This window comes from Streptomyces sp. NPDC002911, from assembly GCF_053591835.1.
Genome location: NZ_JBSFUO010000001.1, coordinates 628885 through 655763 on the forward strand (window position 1 = coordinate 628885; position 26879 = coordinate 655763).

A 26879-nucleotide genomic window follows, 5' to 3' on the forward strand; every position below is an offset into this window, starting at 1 on the left:
CCGGGGAGAAGGTGCCGGGTGGGAAGCTGGTGAGAGGCCGTCACCTGCGCGCCGGAGCTCGGTACACGGTCACCTCCGACCCCGCCCCGCCGGTGACGACGACCGTACGGATACGGGAGTGGCGCCGCTCGACCGCAATCGCCTTGGAACAGCGGCTGACGTCGGCCGATGTCACGGGCCGGGTGGCTCTGCGACCGCGCACGCCTGAGGCGGCCGCGTGGTGGAACGCGACGCTGGCCGCCCCCTGACGGGCTGCGTGCGGGCTTCGTCGAGGCCATGGTCTCCAAGGATCCGGCGGGCGAGGCTCCCGGCTAGCCTGGGAGCGTGGCCAAGGAAGAGAAGCCGGCGAAGGCGCCGAAGAGCGAGCAGACCCGAACCCTGATCCTGGAGACCGCGCTCCGGCTCTTCGAGGAGCGCGGCTACGACCGGACGACGATGCGGGCCATCGCCCAGGAAGCAGGGGTCTCCGTCGGGAACGCGTACTACTACTTCTCGTCGAAGGAGCACCTGGTCCAGGGCTTCTACGACCGGCTCGCCGCCGAGCACGGGGTGGCTGTGCAGCCCGTACTGGCCGGGGACAAGGACCTCGCCGTGCGCATCCGGGGAGTGCTGCTGAGCTGGCTGGACGTGGCCGGGCAGTACCACCGCTTCGCCGCGCAGTTCTTCAGGAACGCCGCGGACCCGGACAGCCCGCTCTCCCCCTTCTCGCAGGATTCGGCCACGGCCCGCGAGGCGGTCATCTCGGTGCACGAACGCTGCCTGTCGGGCTCCTCGACCAAGGCCGACCCCGAACTGGCCCGATTGCTCCCGCAGTTGATGTGGCTGATGCAGATGGGCCTGGTGCTGTTCTGGGTCTACGACCGGTCCGAGGGCACGGAACGCAGCCGCCGTCTCGTCGAGCGCACCGCGCCCATCGCCGCCCGGGCGATCGCGCTCTCCCGCTTCCGGGTGCTGCGACCGCTCGTGCGGCAGATCCACGACGTGCTGGTGGAGTTCATGCCCGGGGCGCCCTCGCGCGGCGCTCAGGACGTCGAAGCCGGCTGATTTCCCACACCGCCGGATCCCGGTGCCGTCGCACGGCCTGCGGGTTCAGTCCTGCGGGTTCAGGCCTGCGGGTTCAGGCCTGCGGGGAGGCGAGTTCCACCACGGTGATGTCGGAGGGGGCGCCGACGCGCACGGGTGGTCCCCAGGCACCCGCGCCGCGCGATACGTACAGCTGGGTGTCGCCGTAGCGTTCGAGCCCGGCGACGGTCGGATTGGCGAGTTCCGCCAGCATGTTCCCGGGCCAGAGCTGGCCCCCGTGCGTGTGGCCGGAGAGCTGGAGACCGACGCCGTACTCGACCGCGTCGTCGATGACGACGGGCTGGTGCGCGAGGAGGACGGAGGCGCGGCTGCGGTCCCGGTCGCCGAGTGCGCGGGCGAAGTCGGGCCCTTGGCCCTCGCTCTCGCCCGCGATGTCGTTGACTCCGGCGAGGTCGAAGCCGGCGATCTCGACGCGGGCGTTCTCCAGCGGGTGCAGACCCAGCTCGCGCACGTGGTCGACCCATTCGGCGGCGCCGGAGAAGTACTCGTGGTTACCGGTGACGAAGTAGCTGCCGTGGCGTGCCTCGAGATCGGCGAGCGGCTCTGCCGCGGTACCGAGATCGGCGACGGTCCCGTCGACGAGGTCTCCGACGACGGCGACCAGGTCGGGCCGGGTCGCGTTGATCGTGTCCACGATGCGGCGGGTGTGCGCGCTTCCCAGGATGGGACCGAGGTGGATATCGCTGACCACGGCGATACGGAAGCCGTGGGCGGAGCGCGGCAGCCCGGCGAGCGGCACGGTGACCCGCTTGACCTTGGGGCCGCGCAGCACCCCGTACGTACCGTAGCCGACGGTACCGAGGCCGGCGAGAGCAGCCGCTCCGCCGACGGCGCGGGCGACGAACAGCCGTCGCGAGGGGTCGGCTACGGACGGGGCGGCGGTCTCGGCACTCGGAGCGAGGTCCGTACGGGTGCTGCCGCCCGTCGCGGAGCCGGGCCCGGTGGCCGTCGCGGTGGCCTGCTCCGCCGGCTGGGAGGCGGAGGTGGAGGTCTTGTCCGTATCAGCCGTCAGGGTCGTCCGGTCCCCGCGTGCGTCGGTCTTCTCCGAGGGCTGGTCCGTGCGTGTGCCGGCCTTCGCCGAGGCCTGGTCCACCTGCCCGGCGTCGGCCGCCCGGGCACGGCGGGCGAGCAGCCGGCGCAGCAGGGGGCGTACGGCCTCTCCCACCAGCAGAGCCAGCGTCAGGTAGAGCAGCGCGGCCAGCCACAGATAGCCCGGCCAGGCCAGCACCTGCTGCAGCGGGAAGGGAAAACCGGCACGGCTGGACATGAAGGCCCCGACGGACAGCAGCGGCAGCACGAAGGCCGCGACGGTGCCCGCGCGGCGCGCGAGGCTGCCCTTCTCCGTCGTGTCACCGATCAGCCGGCGCCACACATATCGGTGCACGCCTGCCAGCAGCGCGAAAACCGCGACCGCCACGAGTACAAAGACCACAACCACGTACGCTCCCCCGCTGAAACGATCCTGCCCGGACGGCGACCCGCGCCCGGCGCGTCATCTTCCTTCGCGACGCAAAGCCCTGACACCACGGAACCCGATGACCCCTACAGCCGTCCCCAGAAGAAACGAGGTGATGGCGAGCAGGAGATGGACCCAGAAGTACGCAGTCGGGTCGCCCGCGTCGTCGAACGCGAGCCCGCTGCCGTCCTTCCAGAGATTCTTGACAAAGGTGACCCAGATGACCCAGCTCCACGCTCCGAAGACGAGCAGGAACCAGGAAACGGGGCGGCTGAGCTTCATGGCATCAGTATCGCCGCCGCGCTCCCGTCCGTTCGCCCGGGGTGGGCTGTCCCGGCGGTATGCGCGGCGGGTCAGCCCATCCGGGTCCCCATCCTCAGCAACACCCTGTACGTTTCCGATCGTGCCTGCCTTGAAAAAGACCGTAATGACGGTCCTCTCTGCCGCGTTGCTGTCCGTAGTTGCCGTCAGTCCCGCCGGAGCGGCCGACAAGGACAAGGCCGACGACAAACAGCCGAAGCCGACCGGCCCGATGTCGACCGTGGGCGGCGAGCGGCTGGGCGAGGTGGGCACCCAGGTCGACCTGGGGCCAGGCGCCCCGGTCCTGCCGAAGGACCTCAGCGCACGGTCGTGGATCGTCGCCGACGCGGAGAACGGGGAGGTGCTCGCGTCCCACAACGCGCACTGGCGGCTGCCGCCCGCCTCCACCCTGAAGATGCTCTTCGCCGACACGGTGCTGCCCGCCCTGCAGCCGAAGACCCTGACCCACCTGGTGACCGAGGAAGAACTCGCCGGCGTCGGCGAGGGCAGCAGCCTGGTGGGCGTCAAGGAGGACCACTCCTACACGGTCCACGACCTGTGGCTCGGTGTGTTCCTGCGCTCCGGCAACGACGCGGTGCACGTGCTGTCCGAGATGTACGGCGGGGTGCCCGCGACGGTCGCCGCGATGCAGCGTCACGCCGAGGAGCTCCAGGCCCTGGACACGAGGGTCGTCTCGCCCGACGGCTACGACTCCCCGAAGCAGGTCTCCAGTGCGTACGACCTGACGCTGTTCGCCCGGAGCGGGATGCAGAAGGCGGACTTCCGTGAGTACGCCGCGACAGCGACGGCGGAGTTCCCCGGCGAGCAGAAGAAGGGCAAGAAGCGGGACAACTTCGAGATCCAGAACACCAACCGGCTGATCACCGGGGACATCGGGGTGCAGCCGTACAAGGGCATCGCGGGCGTCAAGAACGGCTACACCACCCACGCGGGCAGCACCTTCACCGGAATCGCCGAACGCGACGGGAAGGTGCTGCTGGTGACGGTCATGAACCCCTCGTCCGAGGAGAGCCACGCCGTCTACAAGGAGGCCGCCCACCTGCTCGACTGGGGATTCTCCGCCAGCGGCAAGGTGACCCCGGTCGGCGAGCTGGTACCGCCGAAGTCCGCCGTGGTCGCGAAGGGCTCCGACCTCGCGGCGGGCGCGGACAGGACCGGGGAGAAGAAGCACGCGGCCGCGGCGGCGACCGCCACCCCGGTCGGCTCCACCGGGCTCTGGACCGCGCTGTCCGTCGTCGGCGGGGTGCTGCTGGTCCTGGCGGCGGGAGTGTTTTTGGTCAACCGGCGCTGGCCGCTGCCCGACCTGGTGCGTCGCCTCCCCCGTCGCTGACGTCCGCACCCTCCCCGTCCGCCGCGCTCCCGTCGTCCTTCCCGCTCTTCCCGCTCTTCCTGCTCTTCCTGCTCTTCCTGCTCGGCGTCGCCGTCCACGCGGCGCAGACCAGCAGCAGCTTCGCGCTGAAGTTGATCCACAGGAGGAGCGCGATGGGCACCCCGAACGCGCCGTACATGCTCTTCGACGCGACGTCCCTCATATAACTGCCGAGCAGCAGTTTGAGCAGCTCGAAGCCGACCGCGCCGACCAGCCCGGCCACGATCAGCCGCCGGCGCGGCGGCTCCACCCCGGGCAGCAGGGTCAGCAGGTAGAGCAGGATCAGGAAGTCGGCCAGGACCGCCACGGCCACGGCGGCCACCTGGAGCAGCACCCCGCCCGCTCCGTTCTCGGGGATGCCCAGGCGGTCGACCGTCCAGCCGATGGCCGTGGAGGCGACGGTGGACACGGCGAGGGTCACGAGCACCGCTCCGCCGAGGCCGAGCAGCAGTCCGGCGTCCTTGAGCTTGCGGACGACCGGGTTCCCCTCGTCCACGTCGTCCTTCTCCCACACGGCGCGCAGACAGTCCCGCATCGAGCCGATCCAGCCGATGCCGGTGAAGAGCAGCAGCACACCGGCGACGACGCCCACCGTGCCCGCGTGTGTCACGAGGTTGTCGATGCCGAGCTGGTCCGAGATGCCGGGCACCTGGTCGGCGAGCTTGTCCTTGATCGTGTCGAGCTGCTGGGGGGAGAGCAGTGCGGCGCCGATCGCCGCGCCGACCGCGATCAGCGGGAAGAGCGCCAGGAAGCTGAGGAAGGTGATCGCCGCGGCGAGCCTGGCCCAGTGGACCCGGTCCAGCGTCTCGTAGGAGCGCCAGGCGTGGGTCTCCATGAGCCGTGCGACGAGCGGCCCGATGACGGGAAGTTTCTTCAGCCAGTCCATGACGTACGCGTACCCTTCCGGGCGCAGAAAACCGGCGCCCGGGGCCTCCCACACCACCAATCACCCATTTCGGTGAGTGCTGTAACAAATCCCTCAAAAGGGTTTTTCCTGGCGATACGGTCACGATCATGTCTGTCGGCCATTCCCGCTAGGAGTTACCCCGTGAAGGACGCCTTCGGTGCCCCGCAGTCCCTGCTCGTCCTCGGCGGCACCTCGGAGATCGGCCTGGCCACCGCGCGGCGGCTGATCGCCCACCGCACCCGGACCGTCGTGCTGGCCGGACGGCCCTCCCCCGCCCTGGAGCGCGCCGCGGCCGGCCTGCGCGAACGGGGCGCCGATGTCCGTACCGTCGCCTTCGACGCTCTCGACTCCGCCTCGCACGAGGAGGTGCTCGGCAAGCTCTTCGCGGAGGACGACATCGACATGGTGCTGCTGGCCTTCGGCGTCCTGGGCGACCAGGCGCGTGACGAGGAGGAGCCGCTCGCCGCGGTTCGGGTGGCGCAGACCAACTACACAGGAGCGGTTTCCGCCGGCCTGGTATGCGCGGGCGCACTTCAGGCGCAGGGCCACGGGTCGCTGGTGGTGCTCTCCTCGGTGGCCGGCGAACGTGCCCGGCGCGCCGACTTCATCTACGGCTCCAGCAAGGCGGGCCTGGACGTCTTCGCGCAGGGGCTCGGCGACGCGCTGCAGGGGACCGGCGTGCACGTCATGGTCGTACGCCCCGGCTTCGTACGGTCGCGTATGACGGCAGGGCGCGACGAGGAGCGGCTCGCCACCACCCCGGGGGCGGTCGCGGAGGCGATCGTGGCGGGGCTGCGGCGGCGCTCGGAGACCGTGTGGGTGCCCGGGGTGCTGCGGGTGGTGATGTCGGCCCTGCGGCATGTGCCGCGTCCGCTCTTCCGACGGCTGCCGGTGCGGTGACGCCCCGCGTCCGGTCAGGCCGGCGTCGGGTTCAGGGGCGCAGGGACGGCTGGCCCATGGAGCTGCCGCCCTGAGCCGGTACGACGGGCGCGCCGCCGCCGGCCCCGAACGGGAACTCGTTGATCTTGCGCCAGACGCCGTCCGCGCCTTGTTCGTACAGCGCGAAGGAACCGCAGGTCCAGGCCGCCTCGTACGACGAGAGCTCCTCGTACGCGCGGTCCATGGCCTCCTCCGCGATGCCGTGCGCCACGGTCACATGCGGGTGGTACGGGAACTGCAGCTCGCGCACCAGCGGCCCGGAGGCCTCCCGGACCCGCTTCTGGAGCCAGGAGCAGGCCGAGGCCCCCTCGACGACCTGGACGAACACGACCGGCGAGAGCGGGCGGAAGGTGCCCGTGCCCGACAGCCGCATGGGGAAGGGCCGGCCGGCCGTGGCGATCTGGGAGAGGTGGGCCTCGATCGCGGGCAGGTCGGCCGCCTCGGCCTCGGTCGGCGGAAGAAGGGTGACGTGGGTGGGGATGCCGTACGCGGCAGGGTCCCCGAAGCTCGCGCGCCGCTCCTGGAGCAGGCTGCCGTACGGCTCCGGGACCGCGATCGAAACGCCAAGCGTTACGGTCCCCACATCGTTCTCCTCAATCCTCGAAGGTCGCTCGTCGGTCCTACCGACGCCAGTGTGGCCCTTCCGGCCGTGATCTCGCCAGGGTCCTCGGACTCAGTGCTTCGCCGGCAGAAGGCCCATTCGATCGTACGTCTGTGCGAGCGTCTCGGCCGCGACGGTCCTGGCCTTCTCCGCCCCCTTGGCCAGCAGGGCATCCAGGGTCTCCGGATCGTCCAGATACTCCTGCGTCCGGGCCCGGAAGGGGGTGACGAACTCCACCATGACCTCGGCGAGCTCGGTCTTGAGTGCGCCGTAGCCCTTGCCCTCGAACCTCTGCTCAAGATCCGGGACTGCGGTACCGGTGAGGGTGGAATAGATGCTCAGCAGGTTACTGACGCCGGGCTTCTTCTCCGCGTCGTAGCGGATCACGGTGTCCGTGTCGGTCACCGCGCTCTTGACCTTCTTGGCGGTGATCTTCGGCTCCTCGAGGAGGTTGATGAGGCCCTTCGGCGTCGACGCCGACTTGCTCATCTTGATCGTCGGCTCCTGAAGGTCGAAGATCTTCGCCGTCTCCTTGAGGATGTAAGGCGCCGGGATGGTGAACGTCCGGCCGAAACGGCCGTTGAAACGCTCGGCGAGGTCCCGGGTGAGCTCGATGTGCTGACGCTGGTCCTCACCGACCGGAACCTGGTCGGCCTGGTACAGCAGGATGTCGGCGACCTGGAGGACCGGGTAGGTGAAGAGCCCCACGGTCGCCCGGTCGGCCCCCTGCCTCGCGGACTTGTCCTTGAACTGCGTCATGCGGGACGCCTCGCCGAAGCCGGTGAGGCAGTTCATGATCCAGCCGAGCTGGGCGTGCTCGGGGACATGGCTCTGGACGAAGAGCGTGCACCGCTCCGGGTCGAGCCCGGCCGCCAGCAACTGGGCGGCTGCCAGCCGGGTGTTGGCCCGGAGTTCCCTCGGGTCCTGCGGCACGGTGATCGCATGCAGGTCCACCACCATGTAGAAGGCGTCGTGGGACTCCTGCAGCGCCACCCACTGGCGGACCGCACCGAGATAGTTGCCGAGGTGGAACGAGCCTGCAGTGGGCTGGATTCCGGAGAGCACGCGGGGTCGATCAGAGGCCATGCACTCATTGTCTCAGGTGTCGAACCGATCTCCGGCAACCGGTGGAGGAAAGATGTGAGGACGCGGGAGGGGGCAGCGGTGCTGCCCGGCGTCAGGCTCGCCGCGCGGGGGAGGTTTCCCTTTTCCGGATCCGACCGACGATAGACAGAGGGCACCACCCCCGCCCATGCCGCACGACGAACGGAGACCCCGTGTCGATCACGGAAACCGCCATCGCCTCCGCCGAGGCGCACAGCGCGCACAACTACCACCCGTTGCCGGTCGTCATCGCTTCGGCGGACGGCGCCTGGATGACCGATGTCGAGGGGCGCCGTTACCTCGACATGCTCGCCGGTTACTCCGCGCTCAACTTCGGACACGGCAACCGCCGTTTGATCGACGCGGCCAGGGCTCAGCTCGAACGCGTGACGCTGACCTCGCGCGCCTTCCACCACGACCGGTTCGCCGAGTTCTGTGCGCAGCTCGCCGAGCTCTGCGGCATGGAGATGGTCCTCCCCATGAACACCGGGGCGGAGGCCGTGGAGACGGCGGTGAAGACGGCCCGCAAGTGGGGCTATCGCGTCAAGGGCGTCCCCGACGGCATGGCGAAGATCATTGTCGCCGCCGACAATTTCCACGGCAGGACGACGACGATCGTCAGCTTCTCCACGGATCATGAGGCGCGGGCCGATTTCGGTCCGTACACGCCGGGGTTCGAGATCGTGCCGTACGGGGATCTCACCGCGCTCGCCGAAGCGATGACCGAGAACACCGTCGCGGTGCTGATGGAGCCCATCCAGGGCGAGGCAGGGGTGCTGGTCCCGCCGCCGGGCTATCTCGCCGGGGTGCGGGAGATGACCCGGGAGCGGAATGTGCTGTTCATCGCGGACGAGATCCAGTCGGGTCTGGGCCGGACGGGCCGGACCTTCGCGTGTGAGCACGAGGGCGTCGTGCCCGACATGTATGTGCTGGGCAAGGCGCTGGGCGGTGGCGTCGTGCCCGTCTCGGCCGTCGTGTCCTCCGCCGCGGTCCTCGGTGTCCACAGGCCGGGCGAGCACGGCTCCACGTTCGGCGGGAACCCGCTGGCCTGTGCGGTCGCCCTGGAGGTGGTCGCGATGCTGCGCACCGGTGAGTTCCAGCAGCGCGCCGCGGAGCTGGGCGGCCATCTCCATCGCGAGCTGGGGCTGCTGACGGGCGGCGGCGCGGTGCAGGCCGTGCGGGGACGGGGCCTGTGGGCCGGGGTCGACGTCTCCCCGGTCCTCGGCACGGGCCGGGAGATCTCGGAGAAGCTGATGGACCGCGGGGTGCTGGTCAAGGACACCCATGGCTCGACGATCCGGATCGCCCCGCCTCTGGTGATCAGCAGGGAGGACCTGGACTGGGGCCTGGACCAGCTCCGCGGCGTACTGGCCGGCTGAAACCCGGGGCAGCGGGAGGCGCCGGCCATCGGCTCACAGGATGACGTGGGGCAGGAAGCGGGCGTACTCGTCCGTGATCAGCCCCGCCGACTCCCGGATGCCGAGCCCGGCGGACTCGTCCTCGACCACCCAGGCGCCGAGCACCACACGGTTGCCCGCGAAGTCGGGCAGGGGTGCCAGCTCCTGGTAGCAGCAGGGCTCGTCGCGCCGCACCGGTGCGCTGCCCGGTTCGTGGACGGTGACCCCGGCACCCTCACGGCCGAGCAGCGGCTTGGCGACGTAACCCGCTCCGCCGGCCCCGGCCAGTTCGCGGGGGCCGTCGAGATAGGCGGGGAGGAGATTGGGGTGGCCCGGATACAGCTCCCAGAGGATGGCCAGCAGCGCCTTGTTGGAGAGGAGCATCTTCCAGGCGGGTTCGATCCAGCAGGTGCTGCCCGTGCCTCCGCCGTTGTCGAGGGTGTCCAGCACATGCGGGCCGAAGCGGTCCGACGTCAGCCATTCCCACGGGTAGAGCTTGAAGCAGCTGCGGATGAAGCGGAGCCGCTCGTCGACGAAGCGGCCGGACAGTCGGTCCCAGCCGATCCGTTCGACGGAGAGCGCCTCGGTGTCGATGCCGGCCTGCTGGGCGGTCTCCCGCAGATACGCCACCGTCATCAGGTCCTCGCCCAGCTCGTCGCCGTCGGAGTGGGCGAAGTGCAGGGGCCCCGGCGGCAGCAGTGGGGCCTGCCGCTTCCACGCGTCGACGAGGCGCTCGTGCAGGGAGTTCCACTGGTCGGCCCCGGGGAAGCGCTCCTCCATCCAGAACCACTGGGGACTGGCCGCCTCCACCAGCGAGGTGGGGGTGTCCGCGTTGTACTCCAGCATCTTGGCCGGACCGGTCCCGTCGTACCGCAGGTCGAACCTGCCGTACAGGGAGGGCAGTTCGGCGCGGCGACGCCAGGACTCGGCTATCAGGCCCGCCAGCCGGGGGTCGGTGATGCCGAGGTCGGCGAAGCGGTCGTGCTCGACGATGTGGGCGGCGGCGGCCAGGCACATCGTGTGGAGCTCCTCCACGACCTCTTCCAGCGCCTCGACCTCGGGCAGCGAGAAGACGTAGTAGGCGCTCTCGTCCCAGTACGGGCGCAGGGAGCCGTCCGGGTAGCGGGTCAGGGGGTAGATCAGCCCCTGACCCTCCACGGTCTCCTGCCAGCCGGGACGCGGTTCCGTGGTGCGGCGTTCCATGGAGGTCTCAGCCGCCGCTGGAGCTGGAGGAGCCGAATCCGTCGCGCTCGACCGCCGACTTGTTGAAACTGCCGCCGGAGACCCGGTTGTTGTGGCTGCTGCCGCCGTAGTAGTAGGTCCCGTCGCCGCTGCTGTCCTCGCACTCGTAGCTCGGAAGGATTTCCTGGGTCACCGGATCGACGCACCGCTCGTCCGGCTCCGAACTGCACGCGGTGAGCGTTGCCGCGAGTACTCCCATGCCGCCGAGCAGCACGGTGCTCGACCTCAGCTTGCGCCTGACCATGTTCTGTTCTCCCCCGTCGTACCCACGGGCCGGTGTCCACCCACCCGCCAACTGCCAGCCAGATTAGATGCACGGCACCCTCGGCTGAAACCCGGTACCTCCCGCTCCTTCCGCACCTCCCGGCATCCCCGGTTACGGGAGCACCCGGCAGAGCGCGTCCAGCGCCCCCGCCCAGCCGCTCTCCGACGGTGTGCCGTAGCCGATGACGAGCCCGTCGCGGCCAGGCTCCGCGTCCTGGTGCCGGAAGCGCGAGAGCCGCTCCAGCGCGAGGCCTTGCCAGGTGGCCGCCTGGACGACCGACTGCTCGGTCCCCTCGGGGAGTTCGAGCACGGCGTGCAGGCCCGCCGCGATGCCGCTCACCCGGAAGTCCGGCGCGCGCTCGGCGAGCACCTCGACCAGCTGGTCGCGGCGGCGCCGGTAGCGCAGCCGCATGGCCCGCACGTGCCGGTCGTACGCCCCTGACGCGATGAACTCCGCGAGGGTCAGCTGGTCCGGTGCCCCGGACATCCAGCCGAAGCCGCCCTTCGCCTCGCACACCTCCTCCACCAGGCCTTCCGGCAGCACCATCCAGGCCAGCCGCAGCCCGGGCGCCAGCGACTTGCTGGCCGTGCCCATGTAGACGACCCGTTCCGGATCGAGCCCCTGGAGCGCCCCCACCGGCTGGCGGTCGTAGCGGAATTCGCCGTCGTAGTCGTCCTCCAGGATCAGCCCGCCCGAGGACCGCGCCCAGTCGACCGCCGCGGCCCTCCGGTCGGGATGGAGCGGGACGCCCGTCGGGAACTGGTGGGCGGGCGTCAGCAGCACCGCGCCCACGCCCGGTGTCCCGCCCAGCTCCCCGGTCCGGGCCCCGAGCCCGTCCACCGGGAGGCACGGGGTGCGCAAGCCCGCCTCGGCCAGGAGATTCCAGTGGATGTCCAGCCCGTGCGACTCGACGGCAGCCCCCGGCACCTTGTGGCGCCGTAGCACCTTCCCCATCAGCGTGAGCCCGTGGACGAAGCCGGAGCAGATCACGATGCGTTCCGGGTCGGTGTACACCCCGCGTGCCCGTGCCAGGTATTGCGCCAGCACCGTCCGCAGCTCGATGCGGCCGCGCGGATCGTCGTAGCCGAAGGCCGCGTCGGGAGCGGCGGTGAGGGCACGCCTGGCGGCCTTGAGCCATTCGGCCCGCGGGAAGGACGAGAGGTCCGGCGACCCGGGCAGCAGATTGTGGGTGGGCCGGCGGCGCACCTGCCGGCCCCTCGCCCCCCGGGCTACCGGTACCGGCACGGTGGCCCGCGGCGCGACCGTGGTCCCCGATCCCTGCCGGGCGGTGAGCCAGCCCTCGGCCACAAGCTCGGCGTACGCGTCGGCGACGGTGTTACGGGCGATCCCGAGGTCCACGGCGAGGGCCCGGGACGAGGGCAGACGGGTACCGGGTGCCAGTCGACCGGTGCGTACGGCCTCCCGCAGGGCGTTCATCAGCCCGCTGCGCAGGCCCGTGCCGACCGGTTCGATGTGCAGGTCGGCACCGAAAGCGGCCCAGGAATCTGTCATGGAAATGGACCATACCGGTGTGCCATCCGGCCGGTAGCTTCGAACCCATGACCACGCACACGCATCACCCCGCACCCACTGACAACGCGCCTGAGCACCCCGCCCGTCTGCAATGGGCACAACTCGCCCCCGACGTCTACAAGGCCATGGTCCGGCTCGATGTCGCAGCCCGTAAGGGGCTCGACCCGACGCTGCTCGAACTGGTGAAGATCCGCACCTCGCAGCTCAACCACTGCGCCTTCTGCCTGGACATGCACTCGAAGGACGCCTTGGCGGCCGGCGAGTCCGTCGAGCGGATCGTCCAGCTCAGCGCCTGGGAGGAGTCGCAGCACTTCTACACGGAGAAGGAGCTGGCGGCGATCCGGCTGACGGAGGCGGTGACGGTCCTGACCGACGGTTTCGTGCCGGACGAGGTCTACGCGGAGGCCGCCAAGCACTTCGAGGAGGGCGAGCTCGTCCAGCTGGTCTCCGCCATCACGGTGATCAACGCCTGGAACCGGTTCGGTGTGACCTTCCGGCTGACCCCGGGGCACTACACGCCCGGCGACGTCAAGCACTGAGCCGCTGAGCGCAGGCGACGGGGTCCCCCGCTCCGTCGCCTGCCGAACCAGCCGCCCCGCGCCCCTCCGTCACTTTCCGCCCCGGAGCATTGATGAACGAGCCCGCGTCCGTCTTCCGAGCCCTGCACCACGACCGCCCTCCGGGCGATCCGCTGGTCCTGCCCGGCCCGTGGGACGCCGTGAGCGCCCGTGTGTTCGAGGAGGTCGGATTCCCCGCTCTGGCCACACCGAGTGCCGGTGTCGCCGCCTCCCTCGGTTACGCCGACGGGCAGACGCCCGCCGCCGAGATGTTCGCGGCGGTGAACCGGATCGCCGGAGCGGTGTCCGTTCCCGTGTCGGCGGACATCGAGGCCGGTTACGGCTTGGCCGCCGCCGAGCTCGTCGACCGCCTCCTGGAAGCCGGAGCGGCCGGCTGCAATCTGGAGGACTCGGAAGAGGGCGTCCTCGTCGACCCGCGGCGGCAGGCCGACCGGCTCGCGGAGGTGTGCGCCGCGGCAGGCGGGCGCCTCTTCGTCAATGCCCGCGTCGATACGTACGTCCACGGGGACCCGGCCGCCACGGACGTGGTCGCGGACACGATCGCCCGTGCCCGGCTCTACGCCGAAGCCGGTGCGGACTGCGTCTATCCGATCATGGCCCCGGCGGACCATCTTCCCCGTCTGGCCGCCGCGGTCCCGGTCCCGCTCAACGCCGTCGGCTCGCCCGACGGCCCGTCCGCCACCCGCCGGCTCGGCGAGCTGGGCGCGGCACGGATCACCTTCGGCCCCCAGCTGCAGCACAGGGCGGTGGACGCGGTGCGCGACCTCGCCGGCCGGCTGCTCGGCCACTGAGCACACGTATGAGGGCGGCCCCTGCAGCAGTTGCTGCGGGGGCCGCCCTCATACGGTTCCGGGTCCGGCCGGTGGCCGGCACTCCGGTCAGATCAGGCCGAGCTCGCGGACCGCGTCGCGCTCCTCGGAGAGCTCCTGCACCGACGCGTCGATGCGCGCACGGGAGAACTCGTTGATGTCCAGGCCCTGGACGATCTCGTACTTTCCGTCCTTCGTGGTGACCGGGAAGGAGGAGATGATGCCCTCGGGGACGCCGTAGGAGCCGTCCGACGGGATACCCATCGAGGTCCAGTCGCCCGCGGCGGTGCCGTTGACCCAGGTGTGCACGTGGTCGATGGCGGCGTTGGCGGCCGAAGCGGCCGAGGACGCGCCACGGGCCTCGATGATCGCGGCGCCGCGCTTGGCGACGGTCGGGATGAAGGTGTCGGCCAGCCAGGCCTCGTCGTTGACGACCTCGGCGGCGTTCTTGCCGGCGATCTCCGCGTGGAAGATGTCCGGGTACTGCGTCGCCGAGTGGTTGCCCCAGATCGTCAGCCGCTTGATGTCGGAGACGGCGGCACCGGTCTTGGCGGCCAGCTGCGAGATCGCGCGGTTGTGGTCCAGACGGGTCATCGCGGTGAAGCGCTCGGCCGGTACGTCGGGGGCGGCGGCCTGTGCGATGAGGGCGTTGGTGTTGGCCGGGTTGCCGACGACGAGGACCTTGATGTCGTCCGCGGCGTTGTCGTTGATGGCCTTGCCCTGCGGCTTGAAGATGCCGCCGTTGGCGGCCAGCAGGTCGCCGCGCTCCATGCCCTTCGTGCGCGGGCGGGCGCCGACCAGGAGGGCGACGTTGGCGCCGGCGAAGCCGACGTTGGCGTCGTCCGTGATCTCGATGCCGCGCAGCAGCGGGAAGGCGCAGTCGTCGAGCTCCATGGCGGTGCCCTCGGCGGCCTTCAGGCCCTGCGGGATCTCGAGGAGTCGCAGGTTGACCGGCACATCCGGGCCGAGCAGGTGGCCGGAGGCGATGCGGAAGAGCAGCGCGTAGCCGATCTGGCCGGCTGCGCCGGTCACGGTGACATTCACGGGAGTGCGGGTCATGGCGATCTCCGTTAGACAGCTGGCGGTGGGGGTCCCTGCCCCTGGTGCTGGACATCTCTGAATCTTGACGTGAAGAGATATCCAGCGGTCAGGCTATCCGACCCTCGCCGCCCGGGCCGCCCGCCCCCCTGTGGGACCGCACACAGTCGATTACGCAGCGCAGCGGCCGCCCACGTCACTCCGGCGTGGTGCACCCGGTCACCCCGGAGACGAGGGTCGCGCAGGCCTTGGCGTCGGAGGCCTTCTGCACGGCGACCATCGGGGTGTACGCGTCGGCGTCGGCTTCCACCGTGCCGTCCTGCTCCGACGAGCCGACGGTGATCCGCACGGTGTCCCCCCGGGACGCCTGGGTGATACGGGCCCACGCGGCTCCGCAGGTCTCGCTGTAACGGACCTCGACGAGACCGCCGCCGACGGTTGCCCTGGCGACCGTGCCGGCGAACCGGCCGCCGCAGCCCATGGCTTCCGGGTCCTCTCCGGTGCAGTCCGCGCCGCTGCACCCGACGCCGGCGGGCAACCGGGGCGCAACGGTGCCGGGGCCGGCGGACTGTGCCGCCGTGGCAGCGGCGTCGCCGTCCCCGCCCAGATCGGTGAGCAGCACGGCCCCGGCGGTCAGCAGGAGCGCGCCCACGAAGCCCGCGAGGAACAGCGTCGTCCTGCGGTGGCCGCCGCCGGGACGCCCTCCGGGACCGCCGCAACCCGTACGGTGTCCGTCTCCTCCGCCGGAGTCCGGTGCGGCCCCCGGCCGCGGCTGCTGCTGCATACGCGCAACCGGGCCCCGCTGGGCGGGCGCGGACAGCGGACGGCCGATGTCGCGCCCTTCGCCTCCGGGCCCCGCAGCGGTGGAGGCCCCCGCACCGCCCCCGCCCGGGTGCCCCGCGCGCCTGCTCGCCACGGGAGCCGCGGCCACACCCGCCTCACCGAGGGCCGCACGTGCCTGGGAGATCCTGATGGCCTCCATCGTCATGTCATGGCGCCTCTCGGAACGGCTCCAGGCCCGCTCGGCCAGTTCCCACATGGCCGTCAGATGGTGCTGCTGAGCGCCCGTCGCCTCGGCGAGCGCGACGATCGCCCCCCTGGGCGCGAGCAGTCTGCCGTTGAGATAACGCTCCCACGACGTCTTGCTGTAGCCCGTGCGGTCGGCGACCGCGGCCAGGCTCAGCCCGCTGCGGTCCACCAGCTTGCGCAGCAGGCCCGCGAACTCCCGTAACTGCGGGTCGAGTTCTTCCGGTAGCGCCTTCCAACGAGGCATTGCGTCCCCCAGTCGATTCCCCCGGATGTTCCAGCGCCCCGTCCCTCGGCGCCGGGTCCGTCCCCTGCCCGTCGCAGCGGTCGGCCCGTGCTCCGGGCCACCCAGAAGGATGGACGGACCCAGGATGCCAGTTCCGGACAAAGGGGCGCACGGGTGCATCCGGTATGAGCGGGCGCTCCGTTGTGCGCCGTAGCGCGTACCGAGCCGGACTCCCACCGTCGCGCATCGACCACACGATGGCGGAATGGTCACCTCCGTGCCACAGGCACCAGGCATCCCTTGAACCCGACACCTCATGTCCAGGACGCTTGTTCCCAGGACAGGGCAAGGCCGCTCAAGTCACCGCGTTCCGGCGCTTCTCGCACCGGCCCCCTGTCCGGTGTCCGTCCCTTCTCGGGGGAGGGGACGGACACCCCTTCAGCGGACGGTGAAGCGGACCACATCCTGCAGGAAGGGCAGGTTCAGCCACGGCTTGGGCTGCGCCATCAGCGCGAGCAGCACGATCAGCGCGCCCATCAGGCCGTACGTGACGAGATCGGTGAAACGCGACCGTACGGCCAGCATGCCGACGGAGGGGACCACCCAGCGCAACACCGCCCCGGCGAGCAGCGCGACACCCATCAGCATCACGCCGATCCTGAACGCCTGGTCGAAGGGGTCGGTCCCCACGATCAGCAGACCGAGCCCGGCGGTGCACAGCACCGTGAGCAGCGGCCACTGCCGGGCGGGGGCGGGGGCGTCCCCGGGGGCCGCCCGGCCGCCTCCCTCGGGACGCGCGGTGTCACGGGTCAGCGAGAAGCGTCGCGAGGGCTCCCAGGTCGAGCCACCGGCCCCGGCTGCCTCAGCTGCTCCGTCCACCTTGTCCGTCCCATCCACTTCGACAGTGGCGGGCGCCCCGGCTTCCTCGGACGTTCCCGCCTCCTCGGCCGGCCCCTTCGCGTGTGTACCGTCCGCGTGCGTACCGTCCGCCGGACTCGTACCAGCGCCCATGACGTACCTCCGGTCGGTCCGGGTCAGCCGGCGGCTACGGCGGAGGCCTCGGCGGCAGCGCGCTCGGCCGCCTCGACCACGTTGACGAGCAGCTGGGCCCGGGTCATGGGGCCGACGCCGCCCGGATTCGGGGCGACCCATGCGGCCACCTCCGACACCCCCGGGTGGACGTCGCCGACGATCTTGCCGTTCTCGTCGCGGCTGACGCCGACGTCCAGCACGGCCGCGCCCGGCTTCACGTCCTCGGGCTTGATCAGGTGGGGCACACCGGCGGCAGCGACGATGATGTCTGCCTGCCTGAGGTGCGCCGGGAGGTCACGCGTGCCGGTGTGGCACTGGGTGACGGTCGCGTTCTCGGACCTGCGCGTCAGCAGCAGCGGGAGGGGACGGCCGATGGTGACGCCCCGGCCGACGACGACCACATGCGCGCCGTTGATCTCCACTCCGTGACGGCGGAGCAGGGTGACGACGCCCTGCGGGGTGCAGGGCAGCGGGCCGCTCTCGTTCAGCACGAGCTTGCCCAGGTTCATCGGGTGCAGCCCGTCCGCGTCCTTCGCCGGGTCCATCAGCTCCAGGATGCGGTTGGTGTCGATCCCCTTGGGGAGGGGAAGCTGCACGATGTAGCCCGTGCACTCCGGGTTGGCGTTGAGCTCCCGTACGACCTCCTCGATCTCCTCCTGGGTGGCGGTGTCGGGGAGTTCGCGCTGGATGGAGCCCATGCCGACCTGGGCACAGTCACGGTGCTTGCCGTTCACGTACCAGCGGCTGCCCGGGTCGTCGCCGACGAGCAGGGTTCCCAGGCCGGGTGTGATGCCCTGCGCCTTGAGGGCCGCCACGCGGACGGTCAGATCGGACTTGATCGCAGCTGCGGTGGCCTTGCCATCGAGAATCTGGGCAGTCATGACACCCATCCTCCCGGATGACCCCGCCCGCGTACCAATCCGGGCCTGCCACGTGGACGCGAGATTGCACTTGCACAACGCATTCGGCATTCGGCTGGACAAAAAGCGGATGTCACGACGACGATAAAGCCCGCATAACCGCGGACAGTGTCGGGGGGACCACCGTTCAGATTGCACACGTTTCCTCCGCGCGGGCCGCGTCGTCCCCAGCACTTCCCAACGGAGGAATCCAGCAATGAGCTTCGGCGACCCCAACAACCCCTACAGCCAGCAGCAGGGTGGGCAGCCGGGCGGGCAGCCGGGCTACGGCTACCCGCAGCAGGCCCCCCAGGGTGTTCCCCAGCAGGGCTACGGCTACCCGCAGGCCCCGCCGGTCCAGGGCGGCTACGGCTACCCGGGCGGGCCGACCGAGATGCCCGGCGGCGTGAAGGCCGCGCGCGTCATGCTCTTCGTGATCGCCGGCCTCCAGGTCATCGGCACGATCTTCGTCGCCCTCGCCGCCGCGGCCGTGAACGCGGCCAAGAACGACGCGACGCTGCAGGAGGACGTCCAGTTCCAGCAGCTCGCCGACTACTCGGGCAACGCGCTGTGGGGCATCGCCGTCTTCGCCGTGCTGTGGGGCGTCCTCGCCGTCGTCCTCGGCGCCAAGTTCGGCAAGGGGGGCAACGGAATCCGCATCACGGCCATCGTCTTCGGCGTGATCACCGCGATCCTCGGCATCTATCCCTTCGTCGTGATGGGCCTCGTCCACACCGTCCTCGCCATCCTGGTCGTCGTCTTCGTGGCGAAGTCCGACGGCGGCGCCTGGTTCAACCGCCAGCAGCAGCCGCAGCACTGACTTCCCCGCGCACCCGCGCATGAAGGCCGTAACACCCGCTCATCCGCGGGCGTGCGGCCTTCAGCCGTTTCCGGGCGCCGGTGTGGTCCGCTGCATGACGACGAAGGAGCCGGCCTCCCGGGTGATCCGGTAGCGCGCCTCCGGGTGGAGCTGCTCGGCGTACTTCACCGGGTCGTCGATCGGTCGTGACCAGCCGAAGTCCAGGTTGATCGCGACCACGTCGGGTGCGGTGCCGGGCGCCCCGCCGACCCAGTAGACCGTGCGGTCCGCGGTCAGGTGGGCCATCAGCGTGATGTCCGTCTCCACCCTCGACCCCACGGGAATGGCCTCCAGCGCCGCTTCGGCCGCGTGAGTGCGGGCGTCGGCGCGGTAGGTCTCCGGGCGCAGCAGGTCGCGGAGCGGAAGGTGCTGGGTGAGGGCGACGGCGATCGCCGCGGCCACGGGGACGGCGACGTTCGCGTACGAGACGAGCCAGGGACGCTTCGAGTCCCGGCTGCGACGGATGCCGTCAACCATGGCCAGGAAGACCACCGGCATCAGGATGGCGCTGTAGTGCCAGACCATGCCCCAGTGGTTGGAGTCCTGGGAGAGCAGTCGCCAGCCGATCGTCGGCAGGACGAGCAGGATCAGGGGCGAGCGGAGCGCCATGAAGGCGGTGATGCCGACCAGGAAGACCAGCATCTCCAGCTTGACGGAGGAGTCGAACACGCCGAGGAGGGAGTCGAGCGGGGAGACCTCCTGCCCGCCGTTCTCCTCGATCTTCTTCCAGTAGTCGTACGTCCCCGCACTACTGGCCGCCGGTATGAGCACCAGCACGGTCAGCGCGAACGCGACCACGCCGAAGGCCGCCAGCAGGAAGCCCTGGAGCCGCCGCCCGTACAGGGCCAGGAGTACGCCGACGACGGCGACGGTGACGCCGAGGTCCTCCTTGACCAAGACCAGCGGCAGCGACCACAGGACTGCGGCCCGTCGGCGCTCCGTGAGCAGGGCCCGGCAGACCAGGGCCAGCAGCGGGACGGCGAGGGCTATCTCGTGGAAGTCGGCCTTCACCGCTTCCTGGAGCCCCCAGGACAGCCCGTACGCGACCGTGACGCAGAGGCCGGTGCGGCCGCCCAGGATCTGCTGGGCGGTACGCCCGACGATGACCGCGGAGGCGGCGAACAGGGCGGCCTGGGCGAACAGCAGGGCGAGGGCGGACGGCCAGATCCAGTAGAGCGGGACGAGGAGCGCCACCAGGGGACTGAAGTGGTCGCCGAGTATCAGATAGCCCGGGCCCTTGATGTCGACGACCGGGGCGTCGAACCCGGCGTAGGCGCGCACCTCCTGCTCGAAGATGCCCAGGTCCCAGGAGGGCGACTGGAAGTGGCTGTACCGCAGGTATCCGTAGAGGAAGTAGAGCGCGCACAGGCCCACGGCGGCGATCAGGTAAGGCCGCAGCGGCACCGGGGGCGTCGTGTCCGCGACCGCCTCCGGGGCCTGCTCCCCGGGCACCTCGGATCCGCTCTGGTTCAGGTCAAGCACGATGCCCCCGCAACGGAGTCCCTCAATGGTCACTGCCGGTCGCGCCCGGCCCACCCGTTACGGCCCGACAAGGCCATCCATTAGAACAGAGAGACGACTGATTCCCGTATGCCGGGACGCATTGCAGGCCGCACCCGGAAGGGGTACGGCCTGCGGGATGTCACTGCGGGCGTCGTCAGTGGAAGAAGTGGCGCGTGCCCGTGAAGTACATGGTCACGCCCGCCTTCTTCGCGGCCTCGACGACGAGCTCGTCACGGACCGAGCCGCCCGGCTGGGCGACGGCCTTGATGCCGGCGGCGGTCAGGATCTCCAGGCCGTCGGGGAAGGGGAAGAAGGCGTCGGACGCGGCGTACGCGCCCTGGGCCCGCTCCTCGCCGGCCCGCTCGACCGCGAGCTTCGCGGAGTCGACGCGGTTGACCTGTCCCATGCCGACGCCGACCGAGGCGCCGTCCTTGGCGAGCAGGATCGCGTTGGACTTGACCGCGCGGCAGGCCTTCCACGCGAAGGCGAGCTCCTTGAGCTCGTCGGCGGAGAGGGCCTCGCCGGTGGCGAGGGTCCAGCCGGCCGGGTCGTCGCCGTCGGCCTGGAGCCGGTCGGTGGCCTGGAGGAGCGCACCGCCGTCGATGGGCTTGACCTCGAACGCGGCGGTCGGGGCCTCGGGGGCGCGCAGCACGCGGATGTTCTTCTTGCGGGCCAGCACCTCGACGGCGCCGTTCTCGTACGCCGGGGCGACGATGACCTCGGTGAAGATCTCGGCGACCTGCTCGGCCATCTCGACGGTCACCGGCCGGTTGACGGCGATGACGCCGCCGAACGCGGAGAGCGGGTCACAGGCGTGCGCGTTGCGGTGCGCCGTCGCGACGTCGTCGGCGATCGCGATGCCGCACGGATTGGCGTGCTTGATGATCGCGACGCACGGCTCGGCGTGGTCGTAGGCGGCGCGGCGGGCGGCGTCGGTGTCCGTGTAGTTGTTGTAGGACATCTCCTTGCCGTGCAGCTGCTCGGCCTCGGCGAGGCCGCCCTCGCCGGAGGTGTAGAGGGCGGCGGGCTGGTGCGGGTTCTCGCCGTAGCGCAGGACGTTCTTGCGCGCGTACGTGTCACCGAGGAACTCGGGGAGACCTGAGTCGTCGGCAGCCGCGTAGTCGTCCGCGAACCAGGAGGCGACCGCCACGTCGTACGCGGCGGTGTGCTGGAAGGCCTCGGCGGCGAGCCGCTTGCGGGCGGTCAGATCGAAGCCGCCCGCCTTGACCGCGGCGAGGACGTCGGCGTAGCGCTCCGGGCTGGTCACGACGGCCACGGACGGGTGGTTCTTGGCGGCGGCGCGGACCATCGACGGACCGCCGATGTCGATCTGCTCCACGCACTCGTCGTCGGACGCGCCGGAGGCGACGGTCGCCTTGAACGGGTACAGGTTGACGACCACGAGGTCGAACGGCTCCACGCCGAGCTCGGCGAGCTGCTCGCGGTGGGCGTCCAGGCGCAGGTCGGCGAGGATGCCGGCGTGCACGCGGGGGTGCAGCGTCTTGACGCGGCCGTCGAGGCATTCGGGGAAGCCGGTGAGCTCCTCGACCTTCGTGACCGGTACCCCGGCGGCTGCGATCTTCCCGGCGGTGGAGCCGGTGGAGACCAGCTCGACACCCGCCTCGTGCAGACCGCGGGCGAGGTCTTCGAGCCCCGTCTTGTCGTAGACGCTGACCAGGGCGCGACGGATGGGCTTATTCACCGACATGACCGAGATGAACCTTTCGTCCCTCAATGCGATAACCGTCACGGGCGAGCCGCCCCACGGCCTCGACGAGCAGTTTGCGCTCGACTTCCTTGATGCGTTCGTGGAGGGCGGCTTCACCCTCCACCGTTTCCTCTTCGGTCACCTCGACCACGCCCTGCGCGATGATCGGACCGGTGTCGACGCCGTCGTCGACGAAGTGGACGGTGCACCCGGTGACCTTCACGCCGTACGCGAGGGCGTCGCGGACGCCGTGAGCACCGGGAAAGCTGGGGAGCAGGGCGGGGTGGGTGTTGACGACGCGGCCGCCGTACGCGGCCAGGAAGCCCTTGCCCACGATCTTCATGAATCCCGCGGACACGACGAGGTCCGGGCGGTGTTCCGCCACGGCCGCGGTCAGGGCGGCGTCCCACACGTCACGGTTCGCGTACTCGCCGAGCTTGCACACGAAGGTGGGAAGCCCGGCGCGCTCGGCGCGCTCCAGGCCGACGGTGCCGTAGCGGTCGGCGCCGACCGCGACGATCCGGGCGCCGTAACCCTCCGGGTCGTCACCGATCGCGTCGAGGAGTGCCTGGAGATTCGTGCCTGATCCGGAGACGAGCACGACCACACGGGCCGGTGCGGCGGAGGGGGGCGGGGAGGCCACGGCAGGGCCCTTTCTCGCGTGGTGCAGCAGTACGCGATGTGCAGGAGGTGCGTTTGTATGGTCGTACGAAAGAAGTTCGTCCCGCGATACGGGGAACTCTACGAACGGTCCGACCGTCAGCAACGATACCGGCACTCCCGGCGGCCCCCACGGGACGGGGGCGTGGCCGGGAGGTAGCGTCAGGGGACAGGGAACCGCCCCCGGGCGGAAATGACGAGATGGGGAAGACGTTCACCACATGCCGGACCGCCTCCGCACCGCCTTTGGCCACCCGCTGCCCGAGCGGGCATCCACGCTGATGCGGGAACGCCAGTCCTCATCACCGGACTCCCCGTCGGGCTCGGGGTCCCCGTCGGGCTCGGGGTCCCCGTCGGGCTCGGGGGCCTCCGGGTCCTCGTCCGGGCCGTCGGAGCCGTCCGACGACAATCCGTTCGCGGCACCGCCCGAGGACCGGCCCGACCAGCCCTGGCAGCCCCGCCACCCTTCCCACGCACCGGGAAACCACGGCAACGGCGGAAGCGGAGACAGCGGCGAAAGCCCCTCCGACGACCGCCCGGTCTGGGGCAGCCAGTGGAGCGACCAGCAGCCGGGCCGCCAGGGCGGCGGCTTCGGCGGCAGGCCCGGTGGTACCGGCGGCCCGAGCGGCCAGGGCGGTGGCCCCAAGGGCAGTCCCGGCGGGCTCCGCTGGGACCCGACCGATCCCGCTCAGCGGCGCGCACGCTATGCGGTGCTGGGCGGCATGTGGGCGTTCTTCTTCGCCCTCTTCGACTTCCCCGAGATCGCGATGCTCCTCGGCGCCCTCGCCGTGTACTGGTCGATCAGCGGCCTGCGCGGCGGGCCGCGGAAGCCCCAGGCCACCGGTGTCGCCGGCACGGCATCCGGCACGGGCGGTACGGACCGGCCGGCCACACCCCCGCCGCCCGGGACCGCACCCGGAGCCGTTCCGGGCGCCCCTCAGGGCAGCAGCAGGCAGCAGACGACGGCGGCTGTCAGCGGCCTGGTGACAGCGCTGCTGGCCCTGGCGATCGTGGCCACCGGCTACACGGTCCAGCTGGTCTACCGTGACTACTACACCTGCGTGAACGATGCCCTGACCAAGACCGGCGCCGTCTCCTGCAACGGCAAGCTGCCCGACCCGCTGGAGCCCTTCTTCGGCGTGAAGAAGTAGTCCCTCCCGCCCGTACCGGAACGCTCGCTACGGAGCACCTTCCCGGCCGGGTTCCGGATGCCCCGCGGCATCCGGAACCCGGCCGGCCTTCGTATCGGGTTCGGACTCGGAGGCATCGACAGGGGCGTCGGCAGAAGCAGCCGCGGAAACAGGAGCCGGTGCCGGCTCGGGGAGCGGTGCAGGGGCCGACACGAAGGCGGGGGCCGACGCGGGAGCAGGAGCGGGGACCGGAGCAGGGGCCGGGGGCGTCTCCGCCGGGAAGTCCGCCATCAGCCCGCCCGAACTCTTCTTGAGCGCGGCCCACCGCGCCTCCCTCGCGCCGCCCTCGTGCCACCCGTCGGCCGACAGGAAGTCGTACGGCTCCGCTTCCTTGCCCGCTCCCCCTGGCTCCTCTTCCGCTCCCCGCTCCGGCTGCTGTGCCGGTTCCTCCTTCACCGGCTCCGCCTTCGCCGCGTCCCCTCGCCAACCCCACCCGTCTTCCTTCAGCCGCCACGCCCTGAACAGCAACGCCGCAGGTACGCCGATCACCGCCGTCCACGCGAGAGCGGCCGGGCCCACCCGCCACCACACGGGGCCGAACTCCGCCAGCGCCCCGGTCCCCAGCGGGCCGCCCGACGCCGCCGCCAGCACCGCCGCGCCGACACCGCAACCCATCGCCGCCAGCCCTGCCACCAGCGCTGTCCGCCCCGGGCCCCACGCCTCCTCGAGCTCCCCCCGCACCGGCGCCGCCCCTTGTGCGACGAACCGGGCGACGGTCAGGCCGGCCACGGTCGGCACCGCGACTGCCGCCCAGTTCACCGCCGTCCCCGGGCCGTGGGAGGGCACAGCGGCGAGGAGCGGGAAGTCCGGCAGCGCGGGAGGTCCGGTGAAGGCGAGCGGGGTGACCATGGACGCCGTACCGAGGGCGAATCCCGGCCCGAGGCCGTAGGCGGCACCCCACATCGCCGCGTTCGGCACAAGCGCCGTGGCCAGCAGGAGGACGGAGATCCGGCCCGCCCAGTCGCCCGACAGGCCCAGGAACGACTCCCTGGCCGCCCCCGCATGCCACACCAGCGCCACCGCGACCAGCAGCGCCCCGCCGCCGATCAGCATGAGCACACCTGCGGCGGCCGACCGCAGGGCAACACCGGCCCCGGACCGGAACCGGGAGCGAGCGGCCGCTTCCTGCAGCCTCAGCGGCGCCCGGACCAGCAGCGGAGTCAGCGGGCGTCCACATGCCGCCCACACCCCCACGGCGGCCGCGCCGGTCACCACGACGGTGACGGGGAAGGCGATCGAGGCCCGGTCGGCGGACAGCCCGCTGTCTCGCGCGTACGCCGCCGCGGCCAGCACCACCAGCAGATATCCGGCGCTCACCGCACAGAACGCGCCTACGGCCGAGTGTCCGCCCGAAGCCTTCCCGTCGCCTTCCGCCGAGTCCCTGGCGAAGTGGTAGACCAGCCACACGGGCAGCACGACGAGCAGCAGCGGGACCGTCGCCACGGGTGCGGGGTCGCCTCCGACGGTGTCGGCTCTGACGAGTTCCGCGCCGTGGGCGAGCAGCCAGAGCCCGGCCGCCACTTGGAGGGCCCCGCCGGGCCCGCTGTCGGGGTACCGAGAGCCGATCCACAGCAGCATGACCAACACGGCCAGGGAGCCGAGCCCGAGGCCCGCAGCGAGCACCCCGCGCACGAAGGCGGAGGCCAGGGCCGTGGACCTGCTCCGCTCAGCTGGCAACATCGGGCCGCGTTCCGTTACTTGGGTCACACGGCCATGCTGCCAACGACACGCCCTTATTCCGCGTAACAGATGAATAGCCGCCGTGTCGCCCAATATACGTTTATGTACTTTTTCACCCAGTGCGGTGCCACCAGGGACGGAGGCCCGGCATGACACGGAACAGCACCGGCCCGGCCCCCGCCGCCTCGTTGCCTTCCCCCAAGGAGCGCCGCAGGCTGCGCGAGGCCCGGGCACTGAGTGAGGAACAGGTAGCGAAGGCGGTGGGCGTCACGCCCGCCACCGTCCGCGCGTGGGAAAGAGGACGCGCCAGCCCACGGGGCCGCCGCCGCGCTGCCTACGCCAGGCTCATCGGCTGCGCCGAGCACCGCCCCGCGCCGGATGCGCCTGCCCAGGTCGCCCCCGCCCCTGACGGTCCTGCTCCGGACGCCCCCGCTCCGGACGCTCCGGCGCCGGGCGAGGACGCACCAGGCGGGAACACGCCTGCCGGACCCGTCCCGCAGCCTCGGGACGGGCTCACGGCCGAGGAAGCGTACGACGTCCTGTACAGCCGTACCGCCCCCGGCCTCACCCTTCAGATGTATCTGCTGACAGGCCGCAGGAAGCTCGCCCGGGAAGCCGTCGAACACGCCTTCCGGGTCGTCTGGCATCGCTGGCCCGAGGTGGCCAGGGACCGTGATCCAGCAGGCTGGGTGCGGTCGGTCTCGTACGAGTACGCGATGTCGCCCTGGCACCGGCTGCGCCGCTCCCACCGCCGGGCCGACGCGCTGCCGAAGGACCCGGCGCGGGGGGCGCTGCTCGACGCGCTGCTCGGCCTGCCCCCCTCGCACCGTCGCACGCTGCTGCTCCACGACGGTGTGGGGCTGGGGCTGCCGGAGACCGCCGCGGAGACGGAGGCGAGCACTCCTGCCACGGCCGGCAGGCTGATGAACGCACGTGCCGCCGTCGCCGAGCGGCTGCCCGAGCTGGCGGAGCCCGGCGGCAGGCCCGCGCTGCTCCACGAGCGGCTCGGTGAACTCGCCCTCCTGGAAGAGGTGCCCGCACCTCCGCCGGCCGCCGCCGTCCGTGCGGGCAGCGAGCGCCTCGCGAGACTCTGGACCCGGGCGGCGCTCTGCTTCGGGGTGCTGCTCATCGGCACGACCGCCTTCACGCTGCACACGGCGCCCGACCAGTACGAGCAGCCGCTGGCACCCGCGCAACGGGTCGGCGGCGTCTCGCTGCCGGCCGGTCCGGAGAAGCTGACGCCGCAGGACCTGAAACTGCAGGAGTCCCTGAAGGGCGAGCTCATGCACGGCCCGGAGCGCCTGGTCCCGCGCATTCCCTGACACATTCGCCGACCGGTACGGAAACGGCGCGGGGCCGCCCCCCGGAGGGCGAGGGGGGGGGGGCCGCGCCGGGGGGCCGGGGGGGGGGGGCGGCGCGAACCGGAGCCCCCGAGGATGGGCGGGGCCCGGCAG

26 protein-coding genes are annotated in these 26879 nt (G+C 71.3%); 10 read left to right on the plus strand and 16 right to left on the minus strand.

Annotated elements, in window-relative coordinates:
* Window positions 1-29 precede the first annotated feature (29 nt).
* The gene (locus ACWD04_RS02830) at window positions 30-248 is read left to right on the plus strand and encodes a hypothetical protein (RefSeq protein ID WP_451127357.1); all 219 of its coding nucleotides are present in this window, start codon (window positions 30-32) and stop codon (window positions 246-248) included.
* A gap of 76 nt (window positions 249-324) precedes the next feature.
* Window positions 325-1044 carry a TetR family transcriptional regulator gene (locus ACWD04_RS02835; RefSeq protein ID WP_451127359.1) on the plus strand — a complete coding sequence of 240 codons (720 nt, stop codon included), beginning with the start codon at window positions 325-327 and terminating at the stop codon, window positions 1042-1044.
* Between the two features lie 73 nt (window positions 1045-1117).
* On the opposite strand, the gene ACWD04_RS02840 is transcribed toward ACWD04_RS02835, so the two are convergent.
* Together ACWD04_RS02840 and ACWD04_RS02845 are read right to left on the minus strand one after the other, a co-directional pair.
* Entirely contained in the window at window positions 1118-2521 is a 1404-nt protein-coding gene (locus ACWD04_RS02840; RefSeq protein WP_451127361.1) for a metallophosphoesterase, read from the minus strand.
* A gap of 54 nt (window positions 2522-2575) precedes the next feature.
* The gene (locus ACWD04_RS02845) at window positions 2576-2821 is read right to left on the minus strand and encodes an SCO4848 family membrane protein (protein WP_261988630.1); all 246 of its coding nucleotides are present in this window, start codon (window positions 2819-2821) and stop codon (window positions 2576-2578) included.
* A 121-nt stretch (window positions 2822-2942) separates the two neighbouring features.
* Here ACWD04_RS02845 and ACWD04_RS02850 point away from each other — a divergent pair, with 121 nt between their 5' ends.
* Complete coding sequence (locus tag ACWD04_RS02850; protein WP_451127364.1) at window positions 2943-4190, plus strand: D-alanyl-D-alanine carboxypeptidase family protein; 1248 nt, start codon at window positions 2943-2945, stop codon at window positions 4188-4190.
* Here the strand turns inward: ACWD04_RS02850 and ACWD04_RS02855 are convergent.
* On the minus strand, window positions 4138-5115 hold the full coding sequence (locus ACWD04_RS02855) for a YihY/virulence factor BrkB family protein (RefSeq protein WP_451127366.1): 978 nt from the start codon (window positions 5113-5115) through the stop codon (window positions 4138-4140). The two genes, ACWD04_RS02850 and ACWD04_RS02855, sit on opposite strands and share 53 nt — an antisense overlap.
* 162 nt (window positions 5116-5277) lie before the next feature.
* On the opposite strand from ACWD04_RS02855, the gene ACWD04_RS02860 reads away from it, so the two are divergent.
* Window positions 5278-6036, plus strand: coding sequence for a decaprenylphospho-beta-D-erythro-pentofuranosid-2-ulose 2-reductase (locus ACWD04_RS02860; RefSeq protein ID WP_451127368.1), 759 nt, complete (start codon window positions 5278-5280; stop codon window positions 6034-6036).
* 31 nt (window positions 6037-6067) lie between these two features.
* Here ACWD04_RS02860 and ACWD04_RS02865 read toward each other — a convergent pair whose 3' ends face one another.
* The gene (locus ACWD04_RS02865) at window positions 6068-6658 is read right to left on the minus strand and encodes a 2'-5' RNA ligase family protein (protein ID WP_451127370.1); all 591 of its coding nucleotides are present in this window, start codon (window positions 6656-6658) and stop codon (window positions 6068-6070) included.
* A gap of 90 nt (window positions 6659-6748) precedes the next feature.
* A complete protein-coding gene (gene trpS / locus ACWD04_RS02870; protein ID WP_451127372.1) occupies window positions 6749-7762 on the minus strand; it encodes a tryptophan--tRNA ligase in 1014 nt (337 codons plus the stop codon).
* Window positions 7763-7953: 191 nt separating this feature from the next.
* On the opposite strand from trpS, the gene rocD reads away from it, so the two are divergent.
* Window positions 7954-9159 carry an ornithine--oxo-acid transaminase gene (gene rocD, locus ACWD04_RS02875; protein ID WP_451127374.1) on the plus strand — a complete coding sequence of 402 codons (1206 nt, stop codon included), beginning with the start codon at window positions 7954-7956 and terminating at the stop codon, window positions 9157-9159.
* A gap of 33 nt (window positions 9160-9192) precedes the next feature.
* Here rocD and ACWD04_RS02880 read toward each other — a convergent pair whose 3' ends face one another.
* The 3 genes from ACWD04_RS02880 to pdxR all read right to left on the minus strand — a co-directional run bounded on the left by ACWD04_RS02880 (window position 9193) and on the right by pdxR (window position 12196).
* Complete coding sequence (locus ACWD04_RS02880) at window positions 9193-10380, minus strand: glutathionylspermidine synthase family protein (RefSeq protein WP_451127376.1); 1188 nt, start codon at window positions 10378-10380, stop codon at window positions 9193-9195.
* Between the two features lie 7 nt (window positions 10381-10387).
* Entirely contained in the window at window positions 10388-10663 is a 276-nt protein-coding gene (locus ACWD04_RS02885) for a hypothetical protein (RefSeq protein WP_451127378.1), read from the minus strand.
* A gap of 132 nt (window positions 10664-10795) precedes the next feature.
* Window positions 10796-12196, minus strand: coding sequence for a MocR-like pyridoxine biosynthesis transcription factor PdxR (pdxR, locus tag ACWD04_RS02890; protein ID WP_451127380.1), 1401 nt, complete (start codon window positions 12194-12196; stop codon window positions 10796-10798).
* A gap of 47 nt (window positions 12197-12243) precedes the next feature.
* On the opposite strand from pdxR, the gene ACWD04_RS02895 reads away from it, so the two are divergent.
* Complete coding sequence (locus ACWD04_RS02895; RefSeq protein ID WP_451127382.1) at window positions 12244-12756, plus strand: carboxymuconolactone decarboxylase family protein; 513 nt, start codon at window positions 12244-12246, stop codon at window positions 12754-12756.
* 92 nt (window positions 12757-12848) lie between these two features.
* Window positions 12849-13586, plus strand: coding sequence for an isocitrate lyase/PEP mutase family protein (locus tag ACWD04_RS02900; RefSeq protein ID WP_451127384.1), 738 nt, complete (start codon window positions 12849-12851; stop codon window positions 13584-13586).
* An 87-nt stretch (window positions 13587-13673) separates the two neighbouring features.
* On the opposite strand, the gene ACWD04_RS02905 is transcribed toward ACWD04_RS02900, so the two are convergent.
* The 4 genes from ACWD04_RS02905 to ACWD04_RS02920 form a co-directional block, all read right to left on the minus strand.
* A complete protein-coding gene (locus ACWD04_RS02905; RefSeq protein WP_451127386.1) occupies window positions 13674-14663 on the minus strand; it encodes a malate dehydrogenase in 990 nt (329 codons plus the stop codon).
* A gap of 175 nt (window positions 14664-14838) precedes the next feature.
* On the minus strand, window positions 14839-15915 hold the full coding sequence (locus ACWD04_RS02910) for a DUF2690 domain-containing protein (RefSeq protein WP_451127388.1): 1077 nt from the start codon (window positions 15913-15915) through the stop codon (window positions 14839-14841).
* A 417-nt stretch (window positions 15916-16332) separates the two neighbouring features.
* Entirely contained in the window at window positions 16333-16905 is a 573-nt protein-coding gene (locus ACWD04_RS02915; protein WP_451127390.1) for a DUF3017 domain-containing protein, read from the minus strand.
* Window positions 16906-16928: 23 nt separating this feature from the next.
* The gene (locus ACWD04_RS02920; protein ID WP_451127392.1) at window positions 16929-17807 is read right to left on the minus strand and encodes a bifunctional methylenetetrahydrofolate dehydrogenase/methenyltetrahydrofolate cyclohydrolase; all 879 of its coding nucleotides are present in this window, start codon (window positions 17805-17807) and stop codon (window positions 16929-16931) included.
* Between the two features lie 235 nt (window positions 17808-18042).
* Between ACWD04_RS02920 and ACWD04_RS02925 the strand changes: the two genes are divergently transcribed.
* Complete coding sequence (locus ACWD04_RS02925; RefSeq protein WP_451127394.1) at window positions 18043-18645, plus strand: hypothetical protein; 603 nt, start codon at window positions 18043-18045, stop codon at window positions 18643-18645.
* A 60-nt stretch (window positions 18646-18705) separates the two neighbouring features.
* Here ACWD04_RS02925 and ACWD04_RS02930 read toward each other — a convergent pair whose 3' ends face one another.
* From ACWD04_RS02930 to purN, 3 genes are all read right to left on the minus strand, one after another.
* Window positions 18706-20166 carry a DUF2079 domain-containing protein gene (locus ACWD04_RS02930; protein WP_451127396.1) on the minus strand — a complete coding sequence of 487 codons (1461 nt, stop codon included), beginning with the start codon at window positions 20164-20166 and terminating at the stop codon, window positions 18706-18708.
* A 175-nt stretch (window positions 20167-20341) separates the two neighbouring features.
* Entirely contained in the window at window positions 20342-21895 is a 1554-nt protein-coding gene (gene purH / locus ACWD04_RS02935) for a bifunctional phosphoribosylaminoimidazolecarboxamide formyltransferase/IMP cyclohydrolase (RefSeq protein WP_451127398.1), read from the minus strand.
* Window positions 21882-22538 (minus strand): phosphoribosylglycinamide formyltransferase, encoded by a 657-nt coding sequence (gene purN / locus ACWD04_RS02940; protein WP_451127400.1) that lies wholly within the window; start codon window positions 22536-22538, stop codon window positions 21882-21884. The genes purH and purN overlap by 14 nt, the downstream gene beginning before the upstream one ends.
* 238 nt (window positions 22539-22776) lie before the next feature.
* Here purN and ACWD04_RS02945 point away from each other — a divergent pair, with 238 nt between their 5' ends.
* Window positions 22777-23706: a hypothetical protein gene (locus tag ACWD04_RS02945; RefSeq protein ID WP_451127402.1), complete on the plus strand. Its 930-nt coding sequence runs from the start codon at window positions 22777-22779 to the stop codon at window positions 23704-23706.
* Between the two features lie 27 nt (window positions 23707-23733).
* Here ACWD04_RS02945 and ACWD04_RS02950 read toward each other — a convergent pair whose 3' ends face one another.
* Complete coding sequence (locus ACWD04_RS02950) at window positions 23734-25425, minus strand: cell division protein PerM (protein WP_451127404.1); 1692 nt, start codon at window positions 25423-25425, stop codon at window positions 23734-23736.
* A 149-nt stretch (window positions 25426-25574) separates the two neighbouring features.
* On the opposite strand from ACWD04_RS02950, the gene ACWD04_RS02955 reads away from it, so the two are divergent.
* Entirely contained in the window at window positions 25575-26747 is a 1173-nt protein-coding gene (locus ACWD04_RS02955; RefSeq protein ID WP_451127406.1) for a helix-turn-helix domain-containing protein, read from the plus strand.
* The last annotated feature ends 132 nt before the right edge of the window (window positions 26748-26879 follow it).

What these genes read in the sequence shown, in the direction of transcription:
- ACWD04_RS02845 (WP_261988630.1), bottom strand. Translation starts at nt 2,821, where the DNA reads ATGAAGCTCAGCCGCCCCGTTTCCTGGTTCCTGCTCGTCTTCGGAGCG.
- ACWD04_RS02855 (WP_451127366.1), bottom strand. Translation starts at nt 5,115, where the DNA reads ATGGACTGGCTGAAGAAACTTCCCGTCATCGGGCCGCTCGTCGCACGG.
- trpS (WP_451127372.1), bottom strand. Translation starts at nt 7,762, where the DNA reads ATGGCCTCTGATCGACCCCGCGTGCTCTCCGGAATCCAGCCCACTGCA.
- ACWD04_RS02880 (WP_451127376.1), bottom strand. Translation starts at nt 10,380, where the DNA reads ATGGAACGCCGCACCACGGAACCGCGTCCCGGCTGGCAGGAGACCGTG.
- ACWD04_RS02885 (WP_451127378.1), bottom strand. Translation starts at nt 10,663, where the DNA reads ATGGTCAGGCGCAAGCTGAGGTCGAGCACCGTGCTGCTCGGCGGCATG.
- pdxR (WP_451127380.1), bottom strand. Translation starts at nt 12,196, where the DNA reads ATGACAGATTCCTGGGCCGCTTTCGGTGCCGACCTGCACATCGAACCG.
- ACWD04_RS02895 (WP_451127382.1), top strand. Translation starts at nt 12,244, where the DNA reads ATGACCACGCACACGCATCACCCCGCACCCACTGACAACGCGCCTGAG.
- ACWD04_RS02900 (WP_451127384.1), top strand. Translation starts at nt 12,849, where the DNA reads ATGAACGAGCCCGCGTCCGTCTTCCGAGCCCTGCACCACGACCGCCCT.
- ACWD04_RS02905 (WP_451127386.1), bottom strand. Translation starts at nt 14,663, where the DNA reads ATGACCCGCACTCCCGTGAATGTCACCGTGACCGGCGCAGCCGGCCAG.
- ACWD04_RS02910 (WP_451127388.1), bottom strand. Translation starts at nt 15,915, where the DNA reads ATGCCTCGTTGGAAGGCGCTACCGGAAGAACTCGACCCGCAGTTACGG.
- ACWD04_RS02915 (WP_451127390.1), bottom strand. Translation starts at nt 16,905, where the DNA reads ATGGGCGCTGGTACGAGTCCGGCGGACGGTACGCACGCGGACGGTACA.
- ACWD04_RS02920 (WP_451127392.1), bottom strand. Translation starts at nt 17,807, where the DNA reads ATGACTGCCCAGATTCTCGATGGCAAGGCCACCGCAGCTGCGATCAAG.
- ACWD04_RS02925 (WP_451127394.1), top strand. Translation starts at nt 18,043, where the DNA reads ATGAGCTTCGGCGACCCCAACAACCCCTACAGCCAGCAGCAGGGTGGG.
- purH (WP_451127398.1), bottom strand. Translation starts at nt 21,895, where the DNA reads ATGTCGGTGAATAAGCCCATCCGTCGCGCCCTGGTCAGCGTCTACGAC.
- ACWD04_RS02945 (WP_451127402.1), top strand. Translation starts at nt 22,777, where the DNA reads ATGCCGGACCGCCTCCGCACCGCCTTTGGCCACCCGCTGCCCGAGCGG.
- ACWD04_RS02950 (WP_451127404.1), bottom strand. Translation starts at nt 25,425, where the DNA reads ATGTTGCCAGCTGAGCGGAGCAGGTCCACGGCCCTGGCCTCCGCCTTC.
- ACWD04_RS02955 (WP_451127406.1), top strand. Translation starts at nt 25,575, where the DNA reads ATGACACGGAACAGCACCGGCCCGGCCCCCGCCGCCTCGTTGCCTTCC.